This window comes from Pseudomonas parasichuanensis (genome assembly GCF_021601385.1).
GTDB classification, from domain to species: domain Bacteria; phylum Pseudomonadota; class Gammaproteobacteria; order Pseudomonadales; family Pseudomonadaceae; genus Aquipseudomonas; species Aquipseudomonas parasichuanensis.
Genome location: NZ_BQHO01000004.1, coordinates 108312 through 132357 on the forward strand (window position 1 = coordinate 108312; position 24046 = coordinate 132357).

General features: G+C 57.6%; 22 protein-coding genes. All 22 read right to left on the reverse strand.

Going from position 1 to position 24046, the window contains the following annotated elements; genetic code table 11:
* Nucleotides 1-546: 546 nt before the first annotated feature.
* The 22 genes from L6D77_RS04870 to ihfB all read right to left on the reverse strand — a co-directional run bounded on the left by L6D77_RS04870 (nucleotide 547) and on the right by ihfB (nucleotide 24024).
* Nucleotides 547-1995, reverse strand: a complete 1449-nt coding sequence (locus tag L6D77_RS04870) for a mannose-1-phosphate guanylyltransferase/mannose-6-phosphate isomerase (protein WP_236170004.1) — start codon at nucleotides 1993-1995, stop codon at nucleotides 547-549.
* A 239-nt stretch (nucleotides 1996-2234) separates the two neighbouring features.
* Entirely contained in the window at nucleotides 2235-4220 is a 1986-nt protein-coding gene (locus L6D77_RS04875) for a polysaccharide biosynthesis protein (protein ID WP_236170005.1), read from the reverse strand.
* Nucleotides 4221-4309: 89 nt separating this feature from the next.
* Nucleotides 4310-5320, reverse strand: coding sequence for an MraY family glycosyltransferase (locus L6D77_RS04880; RefSeq protein WP_232882306.1), 1011 nt, complete (start codon nucleotides 5318-5320; stop codon nucleotides 4310-4312).
* Nucleotides 5317-6279: a UDP-glucose 4-epimerase family protein gene (locus L6D77_RS04885; protein ID WP_232882307.1), complete on the reverse strand. Its 963-nt coding sequence runs from the start codon at nucleotides 6277-6279 to the stop codon at nucleotides 5317-5319. Before L6D77_RS04885 ends, L6D77_RS04880 begins: the two co-directional genes overlap by 4 nt.
* Complete coding sequence (locus tag L6D77_RS04890; RefSeq protein ID WP_232882308.1) at nucleotides 6279-7532, reverse strand: glycosyltransferase family 4 protein; 1254 nt, start codon at nucleotides 7530-7532, stop codon at nucleotides 6279-6281. The genes L6D77_RS04885 and L6D77_RS04890 overlap by 1 nt, the downstream gene beginning before the upstream one ends.
* Nucleotides 7533-7548: 16 nt before the next feature.
* On the reverse strand, nucleotides 7549-8679 hold the full coding sequence (gene wecB, locus L6D77_RS04895; RefSeq protein WP_236170006.1) for a non-hydrolyzing UDP-N-acetylglucosamine 2-epimerase: 1131 nt from the start codon (nucleotides 8677-8679) through the stop codon (nucleotides 7549-7551).
* A gap of 19 nt (nucleotides 8680-8698) precedes the next feature.
* Nucleotides 8699-9817, reverse strand: coding sequence for a UDP-2-acetamido-2,6-beta-L-arabino-hexul-4-ose reductase (wbjC, locus tag L6D77_RS04900; protein ID WP_232882310.1), 1119 nt, complete (start codon nucleotides 9815-9817; stop codon nucleotides 8699-8701).
* A 2-nt stretch (nucleotides 9818-9819) separates the two neighbouring features.
* Complete coding sequence (locus tag L6D77_RS04905) at nucleotides 9820-10854, reverse strand: polysaccharide biosynthesis protein (protein WP_232882311.1); 1035 nt, start codon at nucleotides 10852-10854, stop codon at nucleotides 9820-9822.
* 14 nt (nucleotides 10855-10868) lie between these two features.
* Nucleotides 10869-11654 carry an AglZ/HisF2 family acetamidino modification protein gene (locus tag L6D77_RS04910; RefSeq protein ID WP_232882312.1) on the reverse strand — a complete coding sequence of 262 codons (786 nt, stop codon included), beginning with the start codon at nucleotides 11652-11654 and terminating at the stop codon, nucleotides 10869-10871.
* A 3-nt stretch (nucleotides 11655-11657) separates the two neighbouring features.
* Entirely contained in the window at nucleotides 11658-12275 is a 618-nt protein-coding gene (gene hisH, locus L6D77_RS04915) for an imidazole glycerol phosphate synthase subunit HisH (protein ID WP_236170007.1), read from the reverse strand.
* Nucleotides 12272-13396, reverse strand: a complete 1125-nt coding sequence (locus L6D77_RS04920) for an N-acetyl sugar amidotransferase (protein WP_269807411.1) — start codon at nucleotides 13394-13396, stop codon at nucleotides 12272-12274. The genes hisH and L6D77_RS04920 overlap by 4 nt, the downstream gene beginning before the upstream one ends.
* A 616-nt stretch (nucleotides 13397-14012) precedes the next feature.
* Nucleotides 14013-14687: a CatB-related O-acetyltransferase gene (locus tag L6D77_RS27280; protein WP_275094576.1), complete on the reverse strand. Its 675-nt coding sequence runs from the start codon at nucleotides 14685-14687 to the stop codon at nucleotides 14013-14015.
* Nucleotides 14688-14700: 13 nt separating this feature from the next.
* On the reverse strand, nucleotides 14701-15507 hold the full coding sequence (locus tag L6D77_RS04930) for a 6-hydroxymethylpterin diphosphokinase MptE-like protein (protein WP_232882315.1): 807 nt from the start codon (nucleotides 15505-15507) through the stop codon (nucleotides 14701-14703).
* Between the two features lie 15 nt (nucleotides 15508-15522).
* Nucleotides 15523-16578, reverse strand: a complete 1056-nt coding sequence (gene pseI, locus L6D77_RS04935; protein ID WP_232882316.1) for a pseudaminic acid synthase — start codon at nucleotides 16576-16578, stop codon at nucleotides 15523-15525.
* 14 nt (nucleotides 16579-16592) lie between these two features.
* Nucleotides 16593-17096, reverse strand: coding sequence for a UDP-4-amino-4,6-dideoxy-N-acetyl-beta-L-altrosamine N-acetyltransferase (gene pseH, locus L6D77_RS04940; protein ID WP_232882317.1), 504 nt, complete (start codon nucleotides 17094-17096; stop codon nucleotides 16593-16595).
* A complete protein-coding gene (gene pseG, locus L6D77_RS04945) occupies nucleotides 17093-18220 on the reverse strand; it encodes a UDP-2,4-diacetamido-2,4,6-trideoxy-beta-L-altropyranose hydrolase (protein WP_232882318.1) in 1128 nt (375 codons plus the stop codon). Before pseG ends, pseH begins: the two co-directional genes overlap by 4 nt.
* Entirely contained in the window at nucleotides 18187-18879 is a 693-nt protein-coding gene (gene pseF / locus L6D77_RS04950; protein WP_232882319.1) for a pseudaminic acid cytidylyltransferase, read from the reverse strand. Before pseF ends, pseG begins: the two co-directional genes overlap by 34 nt.
* Complete coding sequence (pseC, locus tag L6D77_RS04955; RefSeq protein WP_232882320.1) at nucleotides 18876-20033, reverse strand: UDP-4-amino-4,6-dideoxy-N-acetyl-beta-L-altrosamine transaminase; 1158 nt, start codon at nucleotides 20031-20033, stop codon at nucleotides 18876-18878. The genes pseF and pseC overlap by 4 nt, the downstream gene beginning before the upstream one ends.
* 58 nt (nucleotides 20034-20091) lie before the next feature.
* Entirely contained in the window at nucleotides 20092-21351 is a 1260-nt protein-coding gene (locus L6D77_RS04960) for a lipopolysaccharide biosynthesis protein (protein WP_236170008.1), read from the reverse strand.
* Nucleotides 21352-21909: 558 nt separating this feature from the next.
* Nucleotides 21910-23343: an MBL fold metallo-hydrolase RNA specificity domain-containing protein gene (locus L6D77_RS04965; protein ID WP_236170009.1), complete on the reverse strand. Its 1434-nt coding sequence runs from the start codon at nucleotides 23341-23343 to the stop codon at nucleotides 21910-21912.
* A 100-nt stretch (nucleotides 23344-23443) separates the two neighbouring features.
* Nucleotides 23444-23707, reverse strand: coding sequence for a lipopolysaccharide assembly protein LapA domain-containing protein (locus L6D77_RS04970; RefSeq protein WP_232882323.1), 264 nt, complete (start codon nucleotides 23705-23707; stop codon nucleotides 23444-23446).
* Nucleotides 23708-23727: 20 nt separating this feature from the next.
* The gene (gene ihfB / locus L6D77_RS04975) at nucleotides 23728-24024 is read right to left on the reverse strand and encodes an integration host factor subunit beta (RefSeq protein WP_232882324.1); all 297 of its coding nucleotides are present in this window, start codon (nucleotides 24022-24024) and stop codon (nucleotides 23728-23730) included.
* Nucleotides 24025-24046: the final 22 nt, after the last annotated feature.

Below are 24046 nucleotides of genomic sequence, written 5' to 3' on the forward strand. Positions count from 1 at the left end.
CATCATGCCTTTTGAAAGTAGCTCCAGGCGACTGCACTCAGCTTGCTGATCTGACCTCTGTGGCGGCGAGCTGGCTTCTGAAAGCTACAGAACATACACCATAGCGCTAGGATCTTCATAGCGCTATCGACCGAAGGCTAGCGCCAAAAGGGCTAGAAATGCGCGCCTTCAACCGCAACAACTCTTAAACGGCTCACCACAACAATCAGCACAGAAATAAATATCACCACCCGTACCAATGACTCTACTGAACGACGCCAACACTAAAAACAATGCTCAAACAACATGCACTTTCGCATGACGCCCCCTCCTTACAGCCCCATCGCGGTCGCTCGATCCACCCTACATAAATTCCTTCGCTCGACTGCGAAAAGACCAGCTCACAAACTTCGCAAGGCGGGAAGCTTAGGCCTCAAACAACTAAGTTCATAGGGAGGCAACCGACCTATCTATGACTGCAGGACGAAAGCCCTGCCCCTTTAGCGATCGCCATGCACCATTATTGATAAATGGTAGCTCCCAGGGCGATTGAAAGTCGCGTGCCCCTTACTTTAATTGGCCCACTCGACCATAGTTATCTTCGAAGCGAACAATGTCGTCTTCACCCAAGTAATCACCACTTTGCACTTCGATCAGTACAAGGTCGATGACACCCGGATTCTGCAGGCGATGCTTATGTCCAGCGCGTATGAAGGTGGACTCATTGGTATGCAACATCAGCTCCTGCTGATCGTTGAGGACCACCGCAGTACCACTGACGACAATCCAGTGCTCGCTACGATGGTGATGCATCTGCAACGACAGGGACGCCTTGGGTTTCACGACGATGCGTTTGATCTTGAAACGCTCACCTTTTTCCAGGGTGGTATAGGTACCCCACGGACGGTGCACGGTCTGGTGCAACAAATGCGCGGCATGACCATTGCATTTCAGCTGCTTGACGATGTGCTTCACATCTTGGGCGTGGTCCTTGTGAGCGATCAGCACAGCGTCCGGGGTGTCTACCACAAGCAGGTCCTGAACCCCCACCAAAGCGGTCAGACGATCTTCGCTGTTGACGTAGTTATTGGACGAACCGTAGGCCAGGACCTCCCCTTCGAAGCGGTTGCCCTGAGCATCAGCCACGGTCAGCTCACTGACGGCATTCCATGAGCCGATATCGCTCCATCCAATATCGCATGGGATGGTGGCTACTTTGTGCGAACGTTCCATTAACGCATAATCAATGGAAATATCCGGCACTTTCGCGAACCTGTCAGCATCGAGCGACAAGCAGCTATACCCTACAGACGTCGATCGACGCGATGCCTCCAAGGTTTCTGCAACGGCTGCCAATACGTCGGGCGCATGTTCCTGAAGCTCTTCCAATACCGAGCCTACGCGGAAGCAGAACATGCCAGCGTTCCAGAAATAGTTACCGGCAGCAATATAACTTTCAGCGGTTTTGGCATCGGGCTTTTCGACAAAACGCGCAACTTTCATAGCACCATCAAGCTGGCCAGCCTTGGCCGCTTCAATATAACCGAAGCCGGTTTCGGCATACTGGGGCTTTATTCCGAAAGTAACCAACCACCCTTGACCTGCCAGCGCCACCGCCTTATTCACGGCGGCAGAAAATGCCGCTTCGTCCTGAATAAGATGATCTGCGGCCAACACCAACATGTTTGCATCGGGGCCGTGGGTCTCGGCCAACTGCAGGGCCGCGGCGGCGACGGCAGCTGCGGTGTTGCGACCAAACGGTTCGAGAATGAAGCCTTGGGCATGACCTTGGCTATTGATTGCGCGGTATTCGTCTTCAGTCTTGAACAATAACTCACGGTTGGTAACCGTCAGAACTTCTACAACACCTTCAAGCCGGGCCGCACGCAGAAAGGTCTTCTGAATAAGATTCTGCCCATCAGGCAATGCCATGAAAGGCTTTGGATGCGCCTCACGCGATACTGGCCACAAGCGACTTCCCACGCCGCCCGAGAGAATTACCGGGATCAATTCCATATTTGATTCCTTAACGGCTACCCAATGTTCAGGATATCCGGGGGTTGGCTACCATTATTATTTGACCCACCGTGTACACGACAGGATACCTAATCCGCGCATCTCCAAATGATAGCTTTTTGACATCTCTCGACTGCTAGCGTCAGCCTCGAATAATCAGAATAACAGAGATTAATCCGAGTGGCGTGAAGCGCCAATCGTTACTTTCAACAAGGCCAGGCAAAGCATCTGCCCACCCATCACGGCTCCTGCCGACGTTGCTGATAGATCCAATCGACAATCTCACCATCTGGTGCGTAGCCGCTGACCACCTCCCGCAAAAGTTGTCGAACCTGGCCATAATCATCGCCGGAAATCGCCTTGAGCAGCAGCTCCAGACGCTCCTTCAAACGCTCCCACGAGAGATAGTCCTCCTGAGCACTCATGATCATCGGGTGCCGAGTAGATACCACGTTATCGCCGATAAGCAGCTCTTCGTAAAGCTTTTCTCCGGGGCGCAACCCGCTGAACTCGATGGCTATGTCGCCATGCGGGTTGCTCTCCGAGCGCAAGCTCAAACCAGAGAGGTGAATCATCTTCTCCGCCAGCTCGACAATCCTCACCGGCTCACCCATGTCGAGCACGAAAACGTCGCCGCCCTGCCCCATGGAGCCCGCCTGGATCACCAGTTGCGCCGCTTCAGGGATGGTCATGAAGTACCGGGTGATCTTCGGATGAGTCACCGTCAGTGGCCCACCCGCCTTGATCTGCTGGTGGAACAGCGGAATGACCGAACCGGAAGACCCCAGCACATTGCCGAAGCGCACCATGGTAAAACGCGTCTTGTTGACCCGCGAAACATTGGCCGGATCATTGAACAAAACGGGGGCCTGCTCACGGCTCAACGCCTGCAGCACCATCTCTGCGAGGCGCTTGGTGCTCCCCATCACATTGGTCGGACGCACGGCCTTGTCGGTGGAAATCAGCACGAAGTTGGACACACCTGCCTGCAGGGCCGCCTGGGCCGCATTCAGGGTTCCCATGACATTGTTCAGCACACCTTCGGCAATATTGTGCTCGACCAGCGGCACATGTTTGTACGCCGCCGCGTGATAGACCGTGTCCACCCCCCAGGTGCTCATCACATCGAACAACTGCGCCGGATTACGCACGGAGCCAAGGATCGGCAAGATACGGGTCGGCATCGATGTGCGCTGGGCACTGGCTTCCAGCTCGGAGAGGATGCTGTAGAGGTTGAACTCACCGTGTTCGAACAGCAGCAACGTGCTGGGTTTGAGCGCCAGGATCTGCCGGCATAGCTCCGAGCCGATCGAGCCGCCTGCGCCGGTCACCATCACCGTCTTGCCCTTTACGCAGTGCTCGAGAAGGTCGGCCTGGGCTGGCACGGCATCGCGACCCAGCAGGTCGGCGATATCCACCTCTTGCAGGTCATCGACCTTGACCCGGCCACTGGCCAAGTCCATGAAGCCCGGCACGCTGCGAACATGCAACGGGTAGCCTTCGAGCAACCCGAGGATTTCGCGCCGGCGCGTACGGCTGATCGACGGCACGGCCAACAGCAATTCCTGGGCACCGGTCTCTTCGATCATGCGCTCGATCTGGCGGGGCTTATAAACATGAAGACCGGCGATTATCCGCCCGACGATACTGTTGTCATCGTCGATGAACGCCACTGGGCGCATCACTTTGCCCATCCGCAACGCTGCCACCAGTTGGTTGCCTGCAGAGCCTGCGCCGTAGATTGCGACTTTAAGCAGGCCATCGTCACGATTGCTGAAGGGTATGTGCTGAGCCGCGGCAAACCAGTCACCGAGAAAATACTGGCGCATGGCCAAGCGCAACCCGCCGATCAATACCAGGCTCAGCCACCAGTAGTTGAAGATGACCGAACGCGGCACCAGGTACTGATGATTGGCCGACCAGTAGACCACGAGGCCGAGAATCAATGCTGACAGCGTCACCGCCTTGACGATGACCATCAGCGCGTCGTTGCCGAAGTAGCGCATCACAGCTCGGTACATACCGAACCGGATGAACAGCGGAATCGACACCAACGGCGCGCAGGCGAACAGCCAGAGGTGGTCCTGGGCCAGCTCGATGGACTCCACGAACCCCAGGCGGACCACGAAGGCGAGCCACATGGCCAGCCACACCAGCACCACATCGGCCAGCACCTGGATCATTCGCTTCTTGGCGCGCGGCAGCCCCAGCAGAAATGCCCGCATTCTTTCACAGCCCCTTTCGTACACCTTTACTGTCCCTATCTGAGCAAATCTTGGTTGTTCGTGAGGACACGCGAGCCCGACTGAGCGGGTTACTCGACGCCGCCCGCGTTGTAGGCCAAGGCCAGCCCTACCAGCGGGACGTAGGCCACGAGCAGGCCAACGAATCCATCGATGTCGAACAGCATGACGCAGGCCGCTACCGGCAACAACCAGCATAGCGTCAGCAGCGCCACCGCCAGCGTCACAGGCAGGTGCCCACCTACGCGCCGCGAGGCGAACTGGTAGGCATGGCTGCGGTGCGCCTCATAGACCTTGTCGCCACGCAACAGTCGACGAATCAGGGTGAACGTGGCATCGACAATGAACACGCCGAGCAGGATCAACCAGCACCAGAACAGCTCAGACGACACCCAGGCCGCCTGCAGGGACAGGAGCCCCAGGGCGATGCCGAGAAAACCGCTGCCGGCGTCACCCATGAAGATCTTGGCAGGCGGGAAATTCCAATACAGAAAACCGCCTACCGCCATGATCAGGATCACCGGCAACACCATCAGTTGCTCGTAGCCACCGAGCCAGTACACCCCACAGGCACCCAGGCAGACACAAATGGCCTCCACGCTGGCAATGCCGTCGATTCCGTCCATGAAGTTGTAGAGATTGAGCAGCCAGACGAGGTAAACCGCCGCAATGATCGAGCCCGCCCAGCCAAGATCGATCTCGCCCCCAAACACGGTCAGTGGCGGCAGGCCTCCCAGCCAGAACAGCCCCCAGGCTGCGGCGATGAAGTGCCCCAGCAGCCGCCAGCGCGCGGCGATATGCCCGTGATCATCCATGAAGCCGATGATCGCGATCAGGCCACCCGCGCCGGCGACAGCCAACACGGCATGCGCCTCCAGCAGGCCGCCAGCGCCGAGCCCCACCAGTGCCAGCAGGAACGAGACCACGATGGCCACGCCGCCACCACGGGGCGTTGGTACCACATGGGAGCTACGCGCATTGGGAATGTCGATGATGCTCCTGGCCAGCGCATAGCGGCGCAAACCTGCGGTCATGAGCAGAGAGATCAGCAGCACCAGCGGTGCCAGCCACCATTGAGTCATTTGTTCATGTGTTCCTGGTAATGGTGGGCGGCTTGCGCCAGCGCCCGGTCCACGCTCACCGGCGGCGTCCAGCCGAGCAGCGAACGCGTTTTTTCGATATCGACCTGCAGCGAGCCGCACAGGCGCTGCGAGAGCGCACGACGCCCGAGCAATGTCGCGCCGAAGGCCAACCATGCAGCGGGAATGGGCAACAACCTCGCGGGCTTGCCCAGAGCGCTTGCCATGCGCTGCAACAGGCTGGTGGTGGACAGGTCCTCGCCATCGCTGACCAGGAACGTCTGGTTGGCGGCGGCCGGATGACTCGCGCAGGTGCGCACCAGGTCGACAAGGTTGTCCAGGGCGACCAGGCTGCGGCGGTTGTGGATGGCTCCAAATGGCAGGGGGACGCCCTTGTCCAGCCAGCGCATCATCGCCAGGAAGTTGGCCCTGACGCCCGGGCCGTAGACCAGCACGGGGCGAATGATCACCACTTCCATGCCGGTATCCCTGGCCAGTTCGCGCAGCCCCTGCTCGGCCTCCATTTTCGACACGCCATAAGGATCGGCAGGCGCCGGCCTGTCGTCCGCGCGATAGGGCCGCCCGGGCAAGGTGCCTTCGCCATTGACCTTGATCGAGCTGATGAAGACAAACCGCCGCACGCCCGCGGCCACCGCTTGGCGGGCCAGATTGAGGGTGCCCTCGACATTGACCTTGCGAAAGGCCGCCAAGGGGTCTGCCTCGGTATCGTTCATCACATGCACACGGGCGGCCGAGTGGATTACCACTTCGACGCCGTCGAGGGCAGTCCGCCAGTCGGTCTCACCGTCGATCGCCTTGATCGCGAACGCCGTAGCCGCGAACTCGGCCGGGGTCGCCCCACGAATCGCAGCGCGCAGCGTATGGCCACGGGCGACGAGGTCGGCCAACACGGCCCTGCCGACAAAACCGGTAGCCCCCGTCAACAACACCATCGAACTCATCAGCAACTTGTCCTTCGCAACGAGGCGCCACGCAGCAGGGATTCCAGGCGAGTCATCAGTTTTTCCTTGGCGTAGCGCTGCTCGTAGTAAGCACGCCCCGCTCGCCCCATGGCCACCCGCTCAGCCTCACTGGCCTGGGCCAGGGAGCGGGTAATCGTAGCCAGGCCACCGGCATCGCCGGAGTTGCAGGCATAACCTGCGCCTGACTCCTCGATCACCCGTGCGGCCTCGCCATTGATCATACCGAGTAAAGGCCGCCCCGATGCCAGATAAGCCTGAACCTTGCCGGGAATAGTCTGCTCGAACACATCATTGGTCTTGAGCGACACCAGCAACGCGTCGGCCTGGGCGAACAACCCCGGCATCGCCTCTAGGGGATGGCGCCCGAGCAGATGCACGTTGTCTAGCTTGCGCAAGGCGACCTGGGCGCCAAGCCATTCGCTCATGCGCCCGTCACCCACGATCACCCAGCGCACCGCCACCTTGCCGCGCAAGGCTTCGGCGGCATCGAGCACGGCGGGAAAGTCCTGGGCCTCGCCCAGATTGCCGGCGAACACCACAGTGAACTGTTCGGGGTCGCGCTGGATCAGCGCCGAGCCAGATAACGACGCCTGGGAAAAGTCGTCCTCCGCCCAGCTGGGGAAGTAAACCAGACGCTCCTCCGCAATCGGGCGGCTGCAATATCGGCGTACATTGTCGAAAAAACCGTGGGACTGCAGCAGCAGGTAGTCGGTGCGATTGTAGATCCACGAGACCATCCTGCCGACCAGCCCCAGCAGGCGGGGGTGCTTGACCACACCGACCGCACGCAGGGTTTCGGGCCACAGGTCCAGCACCCAGACGAATACCGGTGCACGCTTCAGGCGCCCGATGACCAGGGCCGGGATGGCTGCCAGGATCGGCGATACGGCGTACACGAACACGGCATCGAAGTGCCGCCCGCGCAACTTGAATGGGCCCAGCGTGGCAGCACTCAGGAGGAACGACAGGTAGTTCAATACCAGTGTGAAGCTACGCTTCCCTCGCGACACCATCGGCACGCGAATCACTTCGGCACCCTCATAGTGCGCGAACGCCTCCGGGTTCTTTCGGAAGCGTTCGAATACCTTACCTTCCGGGTAGTTGGGCAACCCGGTCAGGACGGTGACTTGGTGACCTTTGGCGGTCAGATCGCGGACCAAGTCATTGATCCGCATATTTTCTGGCCAGAAGTACTGGGAAACCACCAGTACCTTCAAAGAAGTGTCTGACATGTTCGCTCGATCTGACTCAATACTGCTTCCAGACGACGCGATTCACGTAGTCGGTATAGCTGTGGAGGATACGCACGACCTTGTCTGCGACATTAGGCATGCTGTAGTCCTCGACCAGACGCAGGCTGCGGTTTTCGCCCCGGCCCTGGCTGTCGAGGATGGCAAGCCCCTGCAGAACACGATCGATTTCCAGGCCGACCATCATTGCCGCCGCCTCTTCCATGCCCTCGGGACGCTCGTGCGCCTCTCGAATGTTCAAGGCCGGGAAGTTGAGAATCGAAGCCTCTTCGCTGATGGTGCCGCTATCTGACAATACCGCCTTGGCATCCATCTGCAGCTTGTTGTAGTCCTTGAAACCAAGCGGCTTGAGCAGCCGCACGTTGTCATGGAATACGATACCCAGGCTGTCGACGCGTTTTTGCGTGCGCGGGTGGGTGGAAACGATGACCGGTAAATCGTAGGTCTCGGCAACGGTGTTGAGCACCTCGACCAGCTTCATGAAGTTTTTGTCGGAGTCGATGTTCTCCTCCCGGTGCGCACTAACCACGAAGAAGCGGCCCCGCTCGACACCCAGGCGAACCAGCACATCGGAGGCGTCGATGCCCTGTCGATAGTGGTTGAGCACTTCGTACATCGGGCTGCCAGTCTTGATCACACGATCCGGCGGCAGGCCTTCACGCAGCAGGTAGTCACGCGCGATCGTGCTGTAGGTCAAGTTGATATCGGCAGTGTGATCGACGATGCGGCGGTTGATTTCCTCGGGCACCCGCATGTCGAAACAACGGTTGCCGGCCTCCATGTGAAATGTCGGAATCTTGCGGCGCTTGGCCGGTATCACCGCCATGCAACTATTGGTGTCGCCCAGCACCAGCAGCGCTTCAGGATTGACTTCAGACAACACGCGGTCCACGGCGATGATCACATTGCCGATGGTCTCGGCACCCGATGCGCCCGCCGCGTTGAGGAAGTGATCGGGTTTGCGCATGCCCAGATCCTGAAAAAAGATCTCGTTCAGTTCGTAGTCATAATTCTGGCCGGTGTGGACCAGCACATGGTCGCAGTGCTCATCCAGCTTCGCCAACACGCGCGATAGGCGAATGATTTCTGGGCGGGTCCCCACCACGCTCACTACTTTCAGCTTTTTCATTGCAAATTCCTGTCGCCGCTCAGGCTTGTTTACCGACCGGCCGGGCGTAGGTATCCGGATGTTCTCGGTCAAAGATCTCATTGGCCCAAAGTACCACGATCATTTCGTCATCACCGATATTGGTGATGTTGTGCGTCCACCCCGGTACAGTTTCAACGATCTGCGGCTGGTCACCCTGGGTGATCAGCTCGTAGAACTCTCCGGTCACAATGTGCCGGAAGCAGAAGCTCGCCCGCCCCTTGATGACCAGGAACTTTTCCGTCTTGGAGTGGTGGTAGTGGCCACCCCGGGTGACACCCGGATGCGCCGTGAAAAAAGAAAACTGCCCCGCATCGCGGGTCTTGAGCATTTCCACGAACACTCCCCGAGGGTCGCTATACGCCGGGACCTCGTAGGTAAAGCGCTCTGGCGGCAGATAGCTCAGATAAGTGGAGTGCAACGCCCTCACCAAGCCGTTGCCTACCGCCTCAGTCACCAGTGTCTTGCGGCTGTCGCGAAATGCCTGGATTTGCTCGGCCAACGCCCCGACCGTCATTTCATACTGCGGCAAAACGTTGACGTAAGGCCCGTCGGGCGCCGCGCCGTCCATGATCGCCATGAACTGACGAACCACATCGTCGATATAGACAAGCGTCATGCGTGCGGCAGGATCATTGATCTGGATTGGCAAGTCCCGACCGATGTTGTGGCAAAACGTCGCCACTGCCGAGTTGTAGTGAGGTCGCGCCCATTTACCGAACACGTTGGGCAAGCGAAAGATATGCACCGGCGAGCCCTGTGTCTCGCTCATTGCCAGCAGCAGCCGTTCTGCAGCCAACTTGCTGGCACCGTATGGATTCTCAAGCTCGGCCTGGCTGGACGAGGCATACAGCACCGCTATCTTCCGCCCGCTGGCCTTGACCGCTGCGCACAGGGCGGCGGTCAGGTCGGTGTTGCCGTGGTGGAACTCCTGAGGGTCCTGAGGGCGGTTGACACCGGCCAGGTGGAAAATGCATTCCACCTGCGCCACAAGGCTCGGCAAGCTTTCCAGGGCATCGTCCCGGGTGAAGGACAGCACCTCGACATCCTGTCGCTCACCCAGGTGCACGACAAGATTGCGGCCGATGAAGCCATTGGCACCGGTAATCAGAACCTTCATGTTCATTCCTCGGGCGTTGCGTGCTCACCGCGTTGAATGGCACGCATGAAATCCAGTTTCAACAGCAAACGCTGCATACCGGCCACCTCCAGGCGCTCGGTATTGTGCGAGTTGTAGTCTTCGGTGCGGGAGATCTTGGTTTCGCCCTGCTCCACAAACTTGGCATAGTTCAAGTCGCGCAGGTCTGGTGGTACTCGGAAGTACTCGCCCATGTCCTCGGCGCAGGCCATTTCTTCTCGGCTGAGCAGTGCTTCGTACAGTTTCTCGCCGTGGCGAGTGCCAATCACCTCGATGGGATGCTCTGGCACACCGAGCAGACCGGTCAGTGCGCGCGCCAGTGTTTCCACGGTCGCGGCCGGCGCCTTCTGCACGAACAGATCACCGTTGTTGCCGTGCTCGAAGGCGTAAAGTACCAAGTCCACGGCATCACCCAACGTCATCATGAACCGGGTCATGTTGGGGTCGGTCAAGGTCAGCGGCTTGCCTGCCCGGACCTGGTCGATAAACAGCGGAATCACCGAGCCACGGGATGCCATGACGTTTCCGTAGCGCGTGCCACAGATAACAGTCTTGCTGTCATCGACGTTACGCGACTTGGCGACCATCACTTTTTCCATCATGGCCTTGGAAATACCCATGGCGTTGATGGGGTAGACCGCTTTATCAGTGCTCAAGCACACCACACGCTGCACTTGGTTCTGGATCGCCGCCTCCAGTACGTTCTCGGTACCGATGACGTTGGTCTTGACCGCTTCCATGGGATGGAACTCGCACGACGGCACTTGCTTGAGGGCCGCGGCGTGGAAGATGTAATCGACACCCCGCGTGGCATTGAGCACGCTTTGATAATCGCGAACATCACCGATGTAGAACTTCAACTTGGTATTGGAATAACGCTTGCGCATGTCATCCTGTTTCTTCTCGTCCCGGCTGAAAATGCGGATCTCGGAAAAACCAGAATCGATAAAACGGCGAAGCACGGCGTTACCAAACGATCCCGTACCACCGGTAATCAAAAGCACCTTGTTAGTGAACATCTCTACATCCTTTCTTAATTCTGCAACGCGCTATGGCAAAGCTGCGTTTTTTGAGCCGGAGTCGGGTAGTTGATCAGCACAGCCCGGTACTTCCCCTTGAACACGAACAAGCTTCCCGCTGCTGCACCCACCACACCCAATCGCTTGATCAGATCCTCGAGATGTTCCTGGGCTCCCGCGCCGCCGAGCACGGTAACCGGCACCCTGACAGCGGCCTTGACCGACGCAGCCAGTTCGATGTCGTAACCTTGCATCATGCCATCACGATCAACCGAGTTGATCACGATCTCGCCCGCCCCAGCATCCTGCAGCTGCCTGGAGAATTCCACCGGGTCGAGCTTGTGCAGTTTTTGCGCGTTATGCGTGCACACCTGGTAGCCCTTGGAGAACAACCCGCTTTTCTTGCGCACATCCATCACCGCGACCACCGACTGGCTACCCACCGCCCTGGCCATTTCGGTTATCAAGGCGGGCTGGGCAATCGCCGCGGCACTGACCGCGACCTTCTCCACGCCAAGCTCGATGATGCGAGCCGCTTGCGCCGCAGTCGTGACCCCACCGCCGTAACACAACGGCATCCGGCATTCGGCAGCCAACTTGGCAATCAGGTCGAAGTTGGGCGCAACCCCTCTGACCGTGGCGTCGATATCCAACACCATAAGCTCGTCGGCTTCTTTTTCATTGAAGATCTTGACCGCGTTGATCGGGTCACCCACGTACTTCGGGTCCTTGAACAACTGGGTCTTGACCAGGCCACCCTGGTGTATGAGCAGACAAGGAATGATTCGTGGCCGTAGCATCAATCAGCACTCCGCAAAATTTTTCAAAAGCTGCGCGCCCCAATGATGGCTTTTCTCCGGATGGCATTGCACGCCATGGATATGCCCTCGCGATACCACGGCATCAAAGTCAAAGCCGTAGTGCGCCGTGGCCGCCACATCGTCCTGGTGTTGCGCGTCAAAATAATAGGAGTGCAGGAAATAGAACTGCGGCGCCTCCTCGGCAGCTTGCGCGAACAACGTGCTGCCCTCGCGCACATTGAGCGTGTTCCACCCCATGTGCGGCATGGGCAGCGCCTTCGCCTGGGGATGGCTGGCAAAGGCCCGCACATGCCCCGGTATCCAGTTGAGTCCTGGCAACTGCCCTTCCTCCGAACCGGTAGCCAGCATTTGCATGCCCACGCAAACGCCTACCACCGGAACCTTCTCTTCCAACACAAGCGCTTCCAGCCGCTCGCGCATCCCGGAATCGTTGAGACGCTGCATGGCATGATCGAAATGACCCACGCCAGGGAGGATAAGACGCGTGGCGTCAGCTAGGGCCTCTGCACAGGTCGCACGCTGGGCATCTACGCCCAAACGCTTGAAAAGGGTAAGAAAGGCCTGGATGTTGCCAACGCCGTAATCGACGATACGAATCACCGGAAGAACCTCTTTTCCAGGCCCAACGCACGTAGCAGGCTCGCGCCGGAATCAATGACCCAGCGTTTGTTCTTGTAGTCGCGATAGGTTTTCTTCGGGCTGTCGAACAGCACACGTAGCTCGTCCACCGTCAGCCCCAACTTGTGCGCGACATACTCGAATTCCTGCTCGAGGAAATGCTCGTCCATTTCCGGGCGGGCGATGCGTTCGAGTGCGGCCTCACGGGTCATCTGCCCAGTCATGATCAGGCTGGAAAAATGCGCGCGGCGCTTTTCGAAGCCGAATCGCCGCGGCAACCAGTAGTCTTCATAAAACCGAGTAAAGCGCGACTCGTGATGTTTGTGCTTGAACGAACGCCAGCCATATAAGCGACCCAGTTCCTCCTCCGCCTCCTGCTTCACATAGGGCACGAGGTTAAGCGGATGATGGACCTTCATCCCGAGGATCTTTTGATACCAGACCTTGTAGATCAGAATATCGGTCAGCGGGAAGCTCTTGAGCTGGCCCTCGCCGTGCTGTTTCCAGATATCACCGAACAGCCGCGTGTCGATGCCCAGGTAGCCGCCCCACTCTTCAGGCTCACGGCAGCACTCCGTCGAGAAGTTGGAGCCCGTGATGATATGCTTGATGCCATGCTGACGTGCGAACTTGTAGAGGCCAGAAAAGAACGCCGCGTCCTGAACCAGGTCCTGATCAGGAATGCCTGCGCGCAGGAAGGCGGTCTGAAGCCGACGCACCTCATCCCAGTTGATCACTTCCGTGTAAAGATCGAGCCCCAGCCCGTCCACCAGCTTTTCGATATTGCCTACAGCCTGATCGGTGTTCCAGCCCGCATCAACATGGAACAGCAATGGGCGCAAGCCCATCTTCTCCTTGGCGATATAAGCGGCATAAGAGCTGTCCAAGCCGCCACTGAGGCCGATGATGCAGTCAAAGTCCTTGCCCTCACCTGCCGCCTTGATGGTGTGCGCCAATTGCGCCAGACGTGCTTGGCCGGCAGCCCCGGTATCCCAGCTGGGTTTGATATTGCGCTCAAAATTGCTGCAATATTCGCAAACACCCGCTTCATCGAAAGTAATATTAGGATCCGACGTATCCATAATGCACTTAGAGCAAATCATACACTACCCTTATTTTGCAAAATCTGATCCTGCTCACCGCTATACTGTGACGTCGATACTCTCTCGACTGCCGTTAGAAAATCCAAACTTAAAAATAAAAAAGTACTGCCCAGCCCGTCGGCGCAAATCCTTCACCATCGAATGCACCCTTTGCAAAACATGAAGTAGGCTGTGTAAAAAAGTGTCTGCGCTAAGGTCATGCCGCGTTGAAAACAGGCCCGAAATGCTCATTGACAGCCAGTCAAGTCGAGCGCGACTTCGACCGCTCCTCATCAGCTTTCGCCTCGCCTGATCGCCGCTCGGCGCCCCCGGCAAGTGCGCTGCGCATCGGCAACGGCTTCGGCCAACTCGACCGAGCGGCAATGGTACAGCAAAAGGCATATGCGAAAAACGTGTGAAATGCCCAAGCGGCGATGCATAAGCCCCTCACGCATAGGTTGAACGAGAGAGCCTGGCCACCCGCACGCCAGGCCCGCACATCCGCTTCCCACACGCTTGAACAACTCGCGATGTGCACTGCGCGCGCGATCAACAACCGCAAAATGCGCAATAGATTACCGGTCACATCAGAAAAAACTGTTGGAACATTGTAATCGGTCAACCACTTGCGCGAACGCTACCCTTGCTGTGGCGATCGCCCCTCGGCTGGAAGACCACCGTCCATCGCCGCCCCCTCCAGAGCCTGCAAAAAAGCCTCTACGTCAGTGACAGTTTCCCCCAGCAACGCGAGCCTTTCATCTGAACACTCCCACCACCTGACACGCTCCAGGCGCGCGATCACCTCTGGGTCAAACCTGTAGCGAATCACCTTCGCCGGGCTCCCCGCAGCAATGGCGTAGGGCGGTACATCCCGGGTCACTACCGCTCCCGCGCCCACTACGGCACCATTACCCACAGTCACACCCGGCAGGATGATCGCGCAGCGACCAATCCACACGTCATGCCCGATCTCGACCGATGCAGACGGGGGTAACGGGTGCTCGGCGAACTTGCGGGTAACACTGTCACGCCCCTTGTAGAAAACCGGAGACATGCTGGCCCACTCCATCGGGTGCCTCGCCCCGCCCACCACGACCCCACTGGCAATGGAGGTGAAACTACCGATGGCACAATGAGCAATATCGCAGTCGTAGCCACAGAAGCTATATCGCCCCATGCGCGAGGATACAAAGCTGGTGCCCGACTCCACCTTGGCCGTTGCATGCACCTGCGAATCTATTACCGCAGCCAGGCGCAATTTCTTGAGCGTTTTTGACACCAGGTAGGCAAGACTGAACCTGAAAAACTTCACACGCTTCTCTCCCTCACAGCACCGTGGAGACCGGACGACGAGGATAAGCATCGAGCAAGCTCACGTCGGTCAAATTGACCACCTTGACACCATGCTTTTTGGCCAGCTTCGCAATCAAATAATGGAACTCGGTCGTCAAGTGATAATACTTGAGATAAAAAGCGAGATTGTAGGTGACCGCCGACAACTCATCGTCATCGTCATAACAGTGACCACGACCAAAATTGCAGAACGCGTTATAGTCGCAGCCCAGCAAATAGATTTCCTTAAAGCCCATGTACATGGCAGAGACAATGCAGACGCTCACCACATTCATCAAACCATGTATATCGCTGTGTAGCGCCAGGCTCACCTCGGAAACCGGGTATTTCTTGGCGTACACATAAATTGCATCCAGCTCTCGACCGGCACCGTCGACCACCGCTTTGGCCCGCGGGTCGGTAATGAATACCGGTGCATCCGCGCCATAGGCCTGCGCCACCTCGGCATAGGTATGCTGATGAACCTCCCAGTAGTTATTATCGACCAGCGCGTAGTAGTCAGGCCGCACAGCCTTGCCCACGCCAGCCTTGTACAGGGAGTTCAAGCCAAAGGTTCGCTCTTGCTTCAACTTTTCGATCTGTGCGTCGCTGAGTTCACCCAGGGACGGCCCGGTCCCCAGGATAAAACAGCGCTCCCCCTGATGCTTGTTCTGGTAGGCGCGGTTTTTCTCGAGCAGCTTTCTCGTCTTGAAGCTGCACAGGAAAATGACTGTCGCCAGGGTGTTGTACATCAGGAAAACACAGTTATCCAGAAGCTCTTTAATTTTGAACTTGTTCATCAATCGCAACCAAAACTATATAAAATGAGCCAGCGTCACTGGAGTGTTTGGCTCCACCGCCAACCGCAGCTCACGCCCCACAATGTCATCCATAAACTTGGGGGCCAGCCCAAAGCCCGGCCTAACACTTCTGACCGCATCCGCCGTCAGTCGCTCACCCGCCTTCATCTTCTTCACGAAATAGAGCGAGCGCCGAAACTTCACGTTCCCCTGTTCACTCGACTTACGCCCATAGTCAACCTGCCCCAACGCCTGCCAGGCCGTCTTGCTGTCACGGCACAGCGCCGCCAGTTCGGCAGGCTCCAGCGAGAAGCTGTCGTCTGGCCCACCGCCATTGCGATCCAGGGTGAAGTGCTTCTCGATGATGCACGCCCCCAACACCACACTGGCCGTTGCCGTCGTGTTATCCAGCGTATGGTCAGAAAGCCCGGTGACACAGCCGAAGCGACGCATCATGTCAGGCAGGGTACGAAGGTTGTAATCTTCGGCAGGGGCAGGATATCCACTGACGCAATGCAGGATTGCCAGCTCCTTGCAGCCGCCTTCACGAGCAGCATTGATCGCCTCTTGTATCTCTTCGGCATCCGCCATGCCCGTGGATATGATCATCGGCTTGCCGGTACTGGCTACATACCTGATCAAAGGCAGATCGACAGCTTCGAACGAGGCGATCTTGTAGGCCGGCGCATTCAGGTCCTCCAGCAGGTCGACCGCCGAAGGATCAAAGGGTGAACTGAAAATGGTAATACCCAGCCGATGCGCATGCTCGAACAAGGGCTGATGCCAAGCCCAAGGCATATGCGCTTCCTGGTAGAGCTGATAGAGGGTCTTGCCACCCCACAGGCCACCCTGGATCTGAAACGCCTCATCATCACAATTCAGCGTAATGGTGTCAGCGGTATACGTTTGCAGCTTGATAGCGTCCGCACCGGCTTTTTTAGCTTCTTCGATAATCTTCAGTGCGGTCTCAAGCCGGCCATTATGATTGGCTGACAACTCGGCAATAATGTAGGGCGGCTCATCGCCTGCAATCCGGCGGCCGGCAATCGTGATGCTGGGGTACGAAGACATTGGCTGATCTCACACTATACGGCTTGCCACTCACTGAGCAGCAACCCTAAACAAATGACGTCATGATAGCGCTGGCCATCATAATGCTGCTGACGCAGCACGCCTTCCTGACTGAAACCCAGGCGCTCATGAAAACGAATGGAGCGCACATTGTAGTCGAGCACCTGGCCACACAATTTATGCAGCTTTGCCTCGCCGAACGCGTACCGCAATGCGGCTTGCCCCAGCAGCCGCCCGGTGCCCTGCGGGGCATCGGCGCTAGCATAAAACCCCCAGTCGGCCACCCCACCGCGCCCGGTTTCATGGATGCTGACAAACCCCAATGGCGTGTCATCGCACTCGAACACCAATAGATGGCGCGCGCTGTCCCGCGACGCCTTCGCGAACCAGCGAGCATGCTCCTCAAGGGTGATTTCATGCTGGGTATACATGTAACGACGCACCTCAGGGTGATTGCGCCACATCAAAACCCGCTCCAGGTCCGCGTCCACCATGGGACGCAGTGTCTGCCTGATCATTTCAGTGCCTCCATCCGCTCAACCACGACCTCTGCGCCACGCCCGTCCAGCAGGCCTGCCGCCACGGCGCTCATTCTGTTGAGACACCCAGGATCACTGACCAGCGTTGCCATGTATTCTGGAAGCCGCGCAACGGCATCCCCGTCACCCTCCAAAACCCATGCCGCCCCGGCAGCCTGAAGCGCACTGGCGATCAAACGCTGGTTATCAGCCAGTACCATCATCAAGGTAGGCAAGCCCAAGCAGCAGCGCTCCCATGACGTAGCGCCCGCCGCGCCCACCGCCAGATCGCTGTCAGCCATCAACTCGCCCATATTGCTGACACCCGCCAGCACGCGAGTGTCCCACGGCATCCCCTGGGCAAGGCTGCGGACCTCGGACAGCCATGGAGCACTCGCCCCCAAGACCACCGTAATTCGAGACCGAGCCGGTAGTCGACAGAGCCGCAACGCTTCCAGCACTTGGCCTGTCGCATTGCCTTTGTCGACCCCGCCCATCGTAACCAGCACCTCAAGCAACCTCGGGACGGACCGTCGCTTCAGGCTGGCAGCACGAAGCGCAGCGAACTCCGGGCGCAGCAGCGCATACCTGACACCGCACAACATGACACAGTGCCCAGACACCCAAGGCCGATAATCCGCCTCATCACGGCCTAGGGTCTGATCCAACAGCATGTCGCACTCATGCGATCGATCCGCCAGATCATCAATGACCAGGAGCTTGCCGCAATAAGGCGTCAACTCGCGCTCCCAACGACTGTCGAGCGCATAGTGGTCGACAATCAACCAGTCGGGTCGCAGCCCCGCCAATACGCCCCGACAGGCCTGTACGTCGTCGAGCTGAGTACCCCCCAGCCACGCGCTGTGAGCCACCCCATCGTCTTCAACAGGCCCTGCCGGCCCACGGGGCAACACATGGACGCGATAACCTTTTTGCCGCACCCACTCAACAAGGTGCCCAGGATGTTCGCGGCAGAGGAAATGGCATTCAACACCGTGCTGACGCAGGGCGTCCGCCAACGTCAAGCAACGCATGACATGACCCGCACCAATCTCCAGCGAGGCATCGGCACGGAAAACCACCTTGCGTATCAATTTCCCGCCTGCATGGCTTTGAACAGCCATTCAGCCCGAACCCAGTCTTCCTGAGTGTCGATATCCTGGACACGGTGGCGCGGCAGCACCACCGGCACGGAACGAGGCCCAAAGATGGGTCGCTCCTCAAGCCAGGCTGACGTACGCCCCCAATAGAATTGCCCAGCGTCGTGAAACGCCTCTTCGAGATCTTGAGAGCGCGTGCCGAGGTGCTCCGGCTGGAACATCTCAATACGGTTCTGCGCAGTGACCCGCACGGCACGCTGAATGGGAAACGCGTAGCTCGTTACCGAAAAGGCGTAATCCACCGCCTCGTCTGCCATCGACACAAGCCCGCGCTCTATATCAGCCGCATTGACAAAAGGTGCCGTTGCGTAGATGCAACAGACATGCGTCGGCATCTCGCCTTCGGCCTTCAATTGCTCGATAGCGTGGCGAATGACAGGTACCGTGCCCGTGTAATCGTCCGATAACGCGCCAGGGCGGAGGAAGGGGACACTCGCGCCACACTCGCGTGCAAGGGTCGCTATCTCGCTGTCATCCGTTGAAATGACCACTTTATCAAAGCAGCCACTGGCCAAGGCGGCCTCGATGGAATAAGCAATCATCGGTTTCCCGCAAAACATTTTTATGTTCTTGCGTGGAATACGCTTGCTACCACCGCGCGCAGGAATGATTGCAACCTTCACACGAGCAACTCTTGCAATTTGTCGATGACAAAGTCCTGCTGCGCCTCGGTAAGCCCAGGGAACAACGGGATACTGATAGCCTCCTGATAGTATTGCTCCGCCTCGGGAAACTGCCCCAACTGAAAGCCCAAATTTCGATAATAGGGCTGCGTATGCACCGGAATATAATGCAGGTTAACCATTATTCCGGCTTCACGCATCGACGTGAAAATATCGACGTGCTTAGCCTTGATACGATCCAGCTGGATCCTGACGACATAAAGGTGATAGGCGGAATAATTATCAGGGTACTGATAAGGCAGCGTCAGTGGCAAATGCTGAAGCTTTTCGTTATACCGCTGGGCCAGCAGATGCCGCTTGTTAACAAATTCATCCAGACGCTCAATCTGAGCGACACCAAGCGCCGCCTGCAAATCGGTCATGCGATAATTGAAACCAAGGTCAACCTGCTGGTAATACCAGGGTCCATCCATCTCATGCGTCATCAGATGCGGCTCACGGGTTATGCCATGGCTGCGCAAAAGCCCCATTTTCTCGGCCAATTGCGGATCATTGGTAACCGCCATGCCACCTTCAGCCGTCGTGATGATCTTGACCGGATGGAAGCTGAATATCGTGATATCGCTGTAGCTGCACCCGCCAATGTAGTCACCTTGATACTTCCCACCAATCGCGTGAGAGGCATCTTCAATGACCTTGAACCCATACTCATGGCTCAACGCGCGAATCGCACGCATGTCGCAAGACTGCCCGGAGAAATGCACCGGCACCACCACCTTGGGCAGCGTGCCCAGCGCCTTGGCCTCTTTCAGTTTCTCTTCAAGACGCAAAGGGCAAAGATTGTAGCTTTTCGGGTCAATATCGACGAAGTCGACCCGAGCCCCACAGTACAATGCACAGTTTGCAGATGCGACAAATGTATTGGGGGTCGTCCACAGCCAATCCCCTGCGCCTAACTCCAGCGCCAGGCATGCGATATGCAACGCTGAGGTCGCGCTATTGGTAGCCAGCGCATAACGGGCACCACACACGGCTTTCACAGCATCTTCGAATTGCGTAATTCTAGGGCCCTGGGTGAGATTCGTTGATTGCAGTGCACTCACCACCGCATCAATATCGGCTTGCGTAATTTCTTGCCGCCCGTAGGGTATCATTTGCCGATTTTCCTCAAACTTTAGTAAAACAAGGCACACGATTTAACATTATTTTTTATCACTGCAGCACTGCGACCTTGGCGTCACTGTAGCGGTAGGCACAATATTTGTAGAGGAGCATAAATATATAAGCTACACAACCACCCACTGGCACCGCATAAAACGCATTCCAGTCAACTGCCAACCACACCACCAATATGAATACCGGAACGCTCAACACATGCGCCGCCACGATCGCACGGTCCCGCCCTTGGGCATAGAGCGCATAATGTGGAATGTAGCTCAGCGCCTGGAAAAACATGGCGAGCAAGAAAACATACAAAATATCTTTCATTCCAGAATACACGTCTCGCTGCAGCAGTAGCAAAACCCAGTCAATGAACAGTAAAACCCCTACTGCGAACGCTATAGCAAGCACGACGGTCTGAATCAACATCTTGCGCAAGTGGCTCTTGAAAAGAACCTCGTTTCCAGCACTGTGCGCCGCAACAATAGACGGGTACATGAAGAAGAACACCCCCGCCTCCAGAAATGACATCATGGCGGCAGAGATCGACATGTAGAACACATAGCCGCCGAGCATTTCACGCCCCTGCAATGACTCGAACCAATAGCGATCAACGCTCGTGACAAAATTCAGGGACATGGTACCGATAAACATGGGAATAGCGACCTTCAATCCCCGCCGTATCCAGCGCCAGTCCACCGCTTCAGACAGGAAGCCCATCCCTCCCGATGCCCTGGCCAAAGCAAAAGCACACATGACCGCGGCCGCTGCCGCCCCCATAAGCCAGGCCATCAGGACGTTGTCTAATTGGCGATAACCTGGATCGAACGCCATCAGCAAGATCACCACGCAAGCCCACAACCCCTGCCGAACGAACAGCGTAATACTCGCTATCAATTGCTTTTCGAGCGCAATCAGCAGACGCGTCATTTCCTGACAAGCATGCTCCAGCACCACCAGGGCAAAAAACCAAGGAGCCATCCGCCAAGACAAGAAGTCAAAATAAAAAATCAAAAGCAACAATGGCAAGGAAATGACATACAACCAGCCATGCAGGGCAAGTTGATTTTTGAAGAGCCGCCCGCGACTGCAGGGCCCACTCTTTATTATTTCGCGAGAGCTATAGGCATAGAATTCCAGGCCCAATGGGTAAGTAGCATAAGCAATGGTAACGACCAAAAGCCCATACAGCCCCACATCCTCTGGAACCAGATATTTGGCCAGGAAAAACAATAATACAAACTTGCCAACCAGCGTCATACCGCGCAGGCCCATATTCAGCAATCTGTGAAAATACTGCGCCAACGTCATAGTAACTGCTTTTTCTGTGGACTGTATTCTGTGCCCTGGCCGCACGGCACCCCCGGCCTCACGAGCAGGCGTACCCTGTAAAAACCCACTCGCTTACATTCAGACACACCAGAACCTCATGAATTTCCTCTGCCGCCCGAAATCGGCCACCTCACACACTCAGCGCTGGTTATGGACCGCAAGCAATCGCTGCAATGCGGCACGCAATTTACGCGCCACTAGAGGATGGCGAGCACAAAAGATGCCATCAAGACACAAGCCTGCTCAGGCATAGGCAGTATCGGACGTGCGCCTTGAATCTTTAATGGACGCAAGTACACTCACGACAAGGTCGTAGACAGCGAACCCATGCAGCAGCCGATTCCAGTCACACTCATCGCCCCTCGCCCCGACTGCAGCTCATGCCCGGCACTTCGATGCCACACCCACGTAAACGGCTGATACTAACAAAATCGGGGGTAGGCCACATCATTTATACGCCCAGACATACCTACGCCGATTGAAGCCCCACTCATCACAGAGCAGCCGCAGCCGCAGCCGCAGCCAAGCAGCGGGCACCTACTGCGCCACGCTGACATCCATCGCGCAACCTAGATCGAGACTTCTGCGACGCAACGCCAGGGCCAACGCCTGCTTGCTGGCCTGCTCCCCATGCACCAGCACCACCCGCTTGGCCGGCTCCTCCTGGCACAGCGCAAACTTGATCAAACCCTCCTGGTCCGCGTGCCCCGAATACCCGCTCACCGTCATCACCTTCGCGCGGATATCGTACATTCGCCCATCCAGGTCGATCTGCACGAAGCCTTCTGCACCCTCGCTGGCCTGGATGACCGCGCCAGGCGTGCCCTTGGCCTGATACCCCACGAACAACACCTCATGCCTGGGGTCTGTGAGCATAGCCTTGAGATAGTTGACAATTCGCCCGCCGGAGCACATGCCGTTGCCCGCAATCACGATAGCCGGGCGCCCAGTACTCTTCAGGTAGTTGACCACTTGTTGATGGCGAGCATGGGTATCAATGCTGATCAACTGGCGAAAGCCCAGCGGATCGCGCCCCTGGCTTATCCGATCCTCGGCCGCCTCGCGCCAATATTGGTGCAGCTCGCGATAGACATCGGTCACACGCCTGGCCAATGGGGAATCAAGAATGATCGGCAACTGCGACCACCCAGGGAAATCCCCCTGGACCTTGACCGCAGGCTCGCCCAACAAGGCTTTGCCATGAAGAATTTCTTCGATCTCACACAGCAGATCCTGGGTACGCCCCAAGCTGAACGCTGGGATCAATATCGTTCCACGATCAACAAGAGCACGATCGATGGCGTGTTCCAATTGCTGGCGACGATCGCCACGATCAGGATGCATGCGGCCGCCGTACGTGCTTTCGAGCACCAGCACGTCAGCCCGCTCAGGAGGCTCCACCGGACGTAGCAGCGGACTATCGGGAGCACCCAGGTCACCAGAGAACACCACACGCGCGCCGCCATCGGGGCACACCACATCACACTCGACGTAAGCAGAGCCAAGCAAGTGGCCAGCACGTCGCAAGCGTATTGCACAACGCAGGGCCGAATCCTCGATCAGCACCTGCCAACGATCGAATGGCAGCGCAACGATACGCTGCTGTACGAACGCCAGGTAGCGCGCAACCTCAACAGGATCGCTACTGATCGCGAGCCGATAGGCGTCTTCAAGTACCAATGGGAGCAACCGAGCCGAGGGCTCACTGCAATAGATCGGGCCACGAAAGCCCGCTGCGAACAACGCAGGGATTCGACCAACATGATCGAGATGGACGTGCGTGACGACCAACGCCTGAATGCCAGCGACGTCAAAATTGATCTCCGCCGAGGCCTCGCCACCCCCGAGCCCCGCGCCCTGCTCTAACCCGCAGTCGACCAACAGACTGAATGTCGAATCAAGATGTAACTGGTGACAGGAGCCCGTGACACCACGGGTACCACCATGATGAGAAAGGAATGGATAGGTCATTGCATCAAGGCCTTGTGCCAGGGGAAAGAGCGCTCTATTTAGTCACCCCCTCAACCACCAACACAGCACCCGAACGCCACGCCCTTCGTGAGAAACTTCCTTAACGACCGGCCAAGGCATCCTTGCGAGCGCTCGCCCGGATCTTGCGCTTACCACGCATCAGGCCATAAGCCCCCAGCAGTGGACCGACCGCCAAGCCGAGCACCAGCGCCGCGATGAGCAACACTGCGACCGGCACTGCAGGCGCCGCCCAGCCAAACATTACCAGCGAAACAGCCTGCTGATTCTCTAGTACGAAGAACAGCACCACGGCCGCAAGCAGCAACACGAACAACGCCGCCAGGACGCGTTTGAGGTTACGCATCGGATCGCTCCTTAAGTGATTCAGCCTGGCTCATGCTCTTCTTCATTCACCCGATCACGCAATTCCTTGCCGGGTTTGAAGTGCGGCACGAACTTGCCTTCGAGCTCGACCGACTGGCCAGTCTTGGGATTGCGCCCTACGCGCGGCGCGCGATAATGCAGAGAGAAGCTGCCAAAGCCACGGATCTCGATGCGATCCCCTGTAGCCAGGCACTGCGCCATCTGCTCAAGCATGGTCTTGATGGCCAGCTCAACGTCCTTGGACGAGAGCAGCCCCTGATGGGTGACAATACGTTCGATCAGCTCCGACTTCGTCATATTTTTCCCTTCGTTATCAAGC

Coding starts and splice junctions, on each gene's coding strand:
- L6D77_RS04870 (WP_236170004.1), bottom strand. CDS start 1,995: ATGGAATTGATCCCGGTAATTCTCTCGGGCGGCGTGGGAAGTCGCTTG.
- L6D77_RS04875 (WP_236170005.1), bottom strand. CDS start 4,220: ATGCGGGCATTTCTGCTGGGGCTGCCGCGCGCCAAGAAGCGAATGATC.
- L6D77_RS04880 (WP_232882306.1), bottom strand. CDS start 5,320: ATGACTCAATGGTGGCTGGCACCGCTGGTGCTGCTGATCTCTCTGCTC.
- L6D77_RS04885 (WP_232882307.1), bottom strand. CDS start 6,279: ATGAGTTCGATGGTGTTGTTGACGGGGGCTACCGGTTTTGTCGGCAGG.
- L6D77_RS04890 (WP_232882308.1), bottom strand. CDS start 7,532: ATGTCAGACACTTCTTTGAAGGTACTGGTGGTTTCCCAGTACTTCTGG.
- wecB (WP_236170006.1), bottom strand. CDS start 8,679: ATGAAAAAGCTGAAAGTAGTGAGCGTGGTGGGGACCCGCCCAGAAATC.
- wbjC (WP_232882310.1), bottom strand. CDS start 9,817: ATGAAGGTTCTGATTACCGGTGCCAATGGCTTCATCGGCCGCAATCTT.
- L6D77_RS04905 (WP_232882311.1), bottom strand. CDS start 10,854: ATGTTCACTAACAAGGTGCTTTTGATTACCGGTGGTACGGGATCGTTT.
- L6D77_RS04910 (WP_232882312.1), bottom strand. CDS start 11,654: ATGCTACGGCCACGAATCATTCCTTGTCTGCTCATACACCAGGGTGGC.
- L6D77_RS04920 (WP_269807411.1), bottom strand. CDS start 13,396: ATGATTTGCTCTAAGTGCATTATGGATACGTCGGATCCTAATATTACT.
- L6D77_RS04930 (WP_232882315.1), bottom strand. CDS start 15,507: ATGAACAAGTTCAAAATTAAAGAGCTTCTGGATAACTGTGTTTTCCTG.
- pseI (WP_232882316.1), bottom strand. CDS start 16,578: ATGTCTTCGTACCCCAGCATCACGATTGCCGGCCGCCGGATTGCAGGC.
- pseH (WP_232882317.1), bottom strand. CDS start 17,096: ATGATCAGGCAGACACTGCGTCCCATGGTGGACGCGGACCTGGAGCGG.
- pseG (WP_232882318.1), bottom strand. CDS start 18,220: ATGGCTGTTCAAAGCCATGCAGGCGGGAAATTGATACGCAAGGTGGTT.
- pseC (WP_232882320.1), bottom strand. CDS start 20,033: ATGATACCCTACGGGCGGCAAGAAATTACGCAAGCCGATATTGATGCG.
- L6D77_RS04960 (WP_236170008.1), bottom strand. CDS start 21,351: ATGACGTTGGCGCAGTATTTTCACAGATTGCTGAATATGGGCCTGCGC.
- L6D77_RS04965 (WP_236170009.1), bottom strand. CDS start 23,343: ATGACCTATCCATTCCTTTCTCATCATGGTGGTACCCGTGGTGTCACG.
- L6D77_RS04970 (WP_232882323.1), bottom strand. CDS start 23,707: ATGCGTAACCTCAAACGCGTCCTGGCGGCGTTGTTCGTGTTGCTGCTT.
- ihfB (WP_232882324.1), bottom strand. CDS start 24,024: ATGACGAAGTCGGAGCTGATCGAACGTATTGTCACCCATCAGGGGCTG.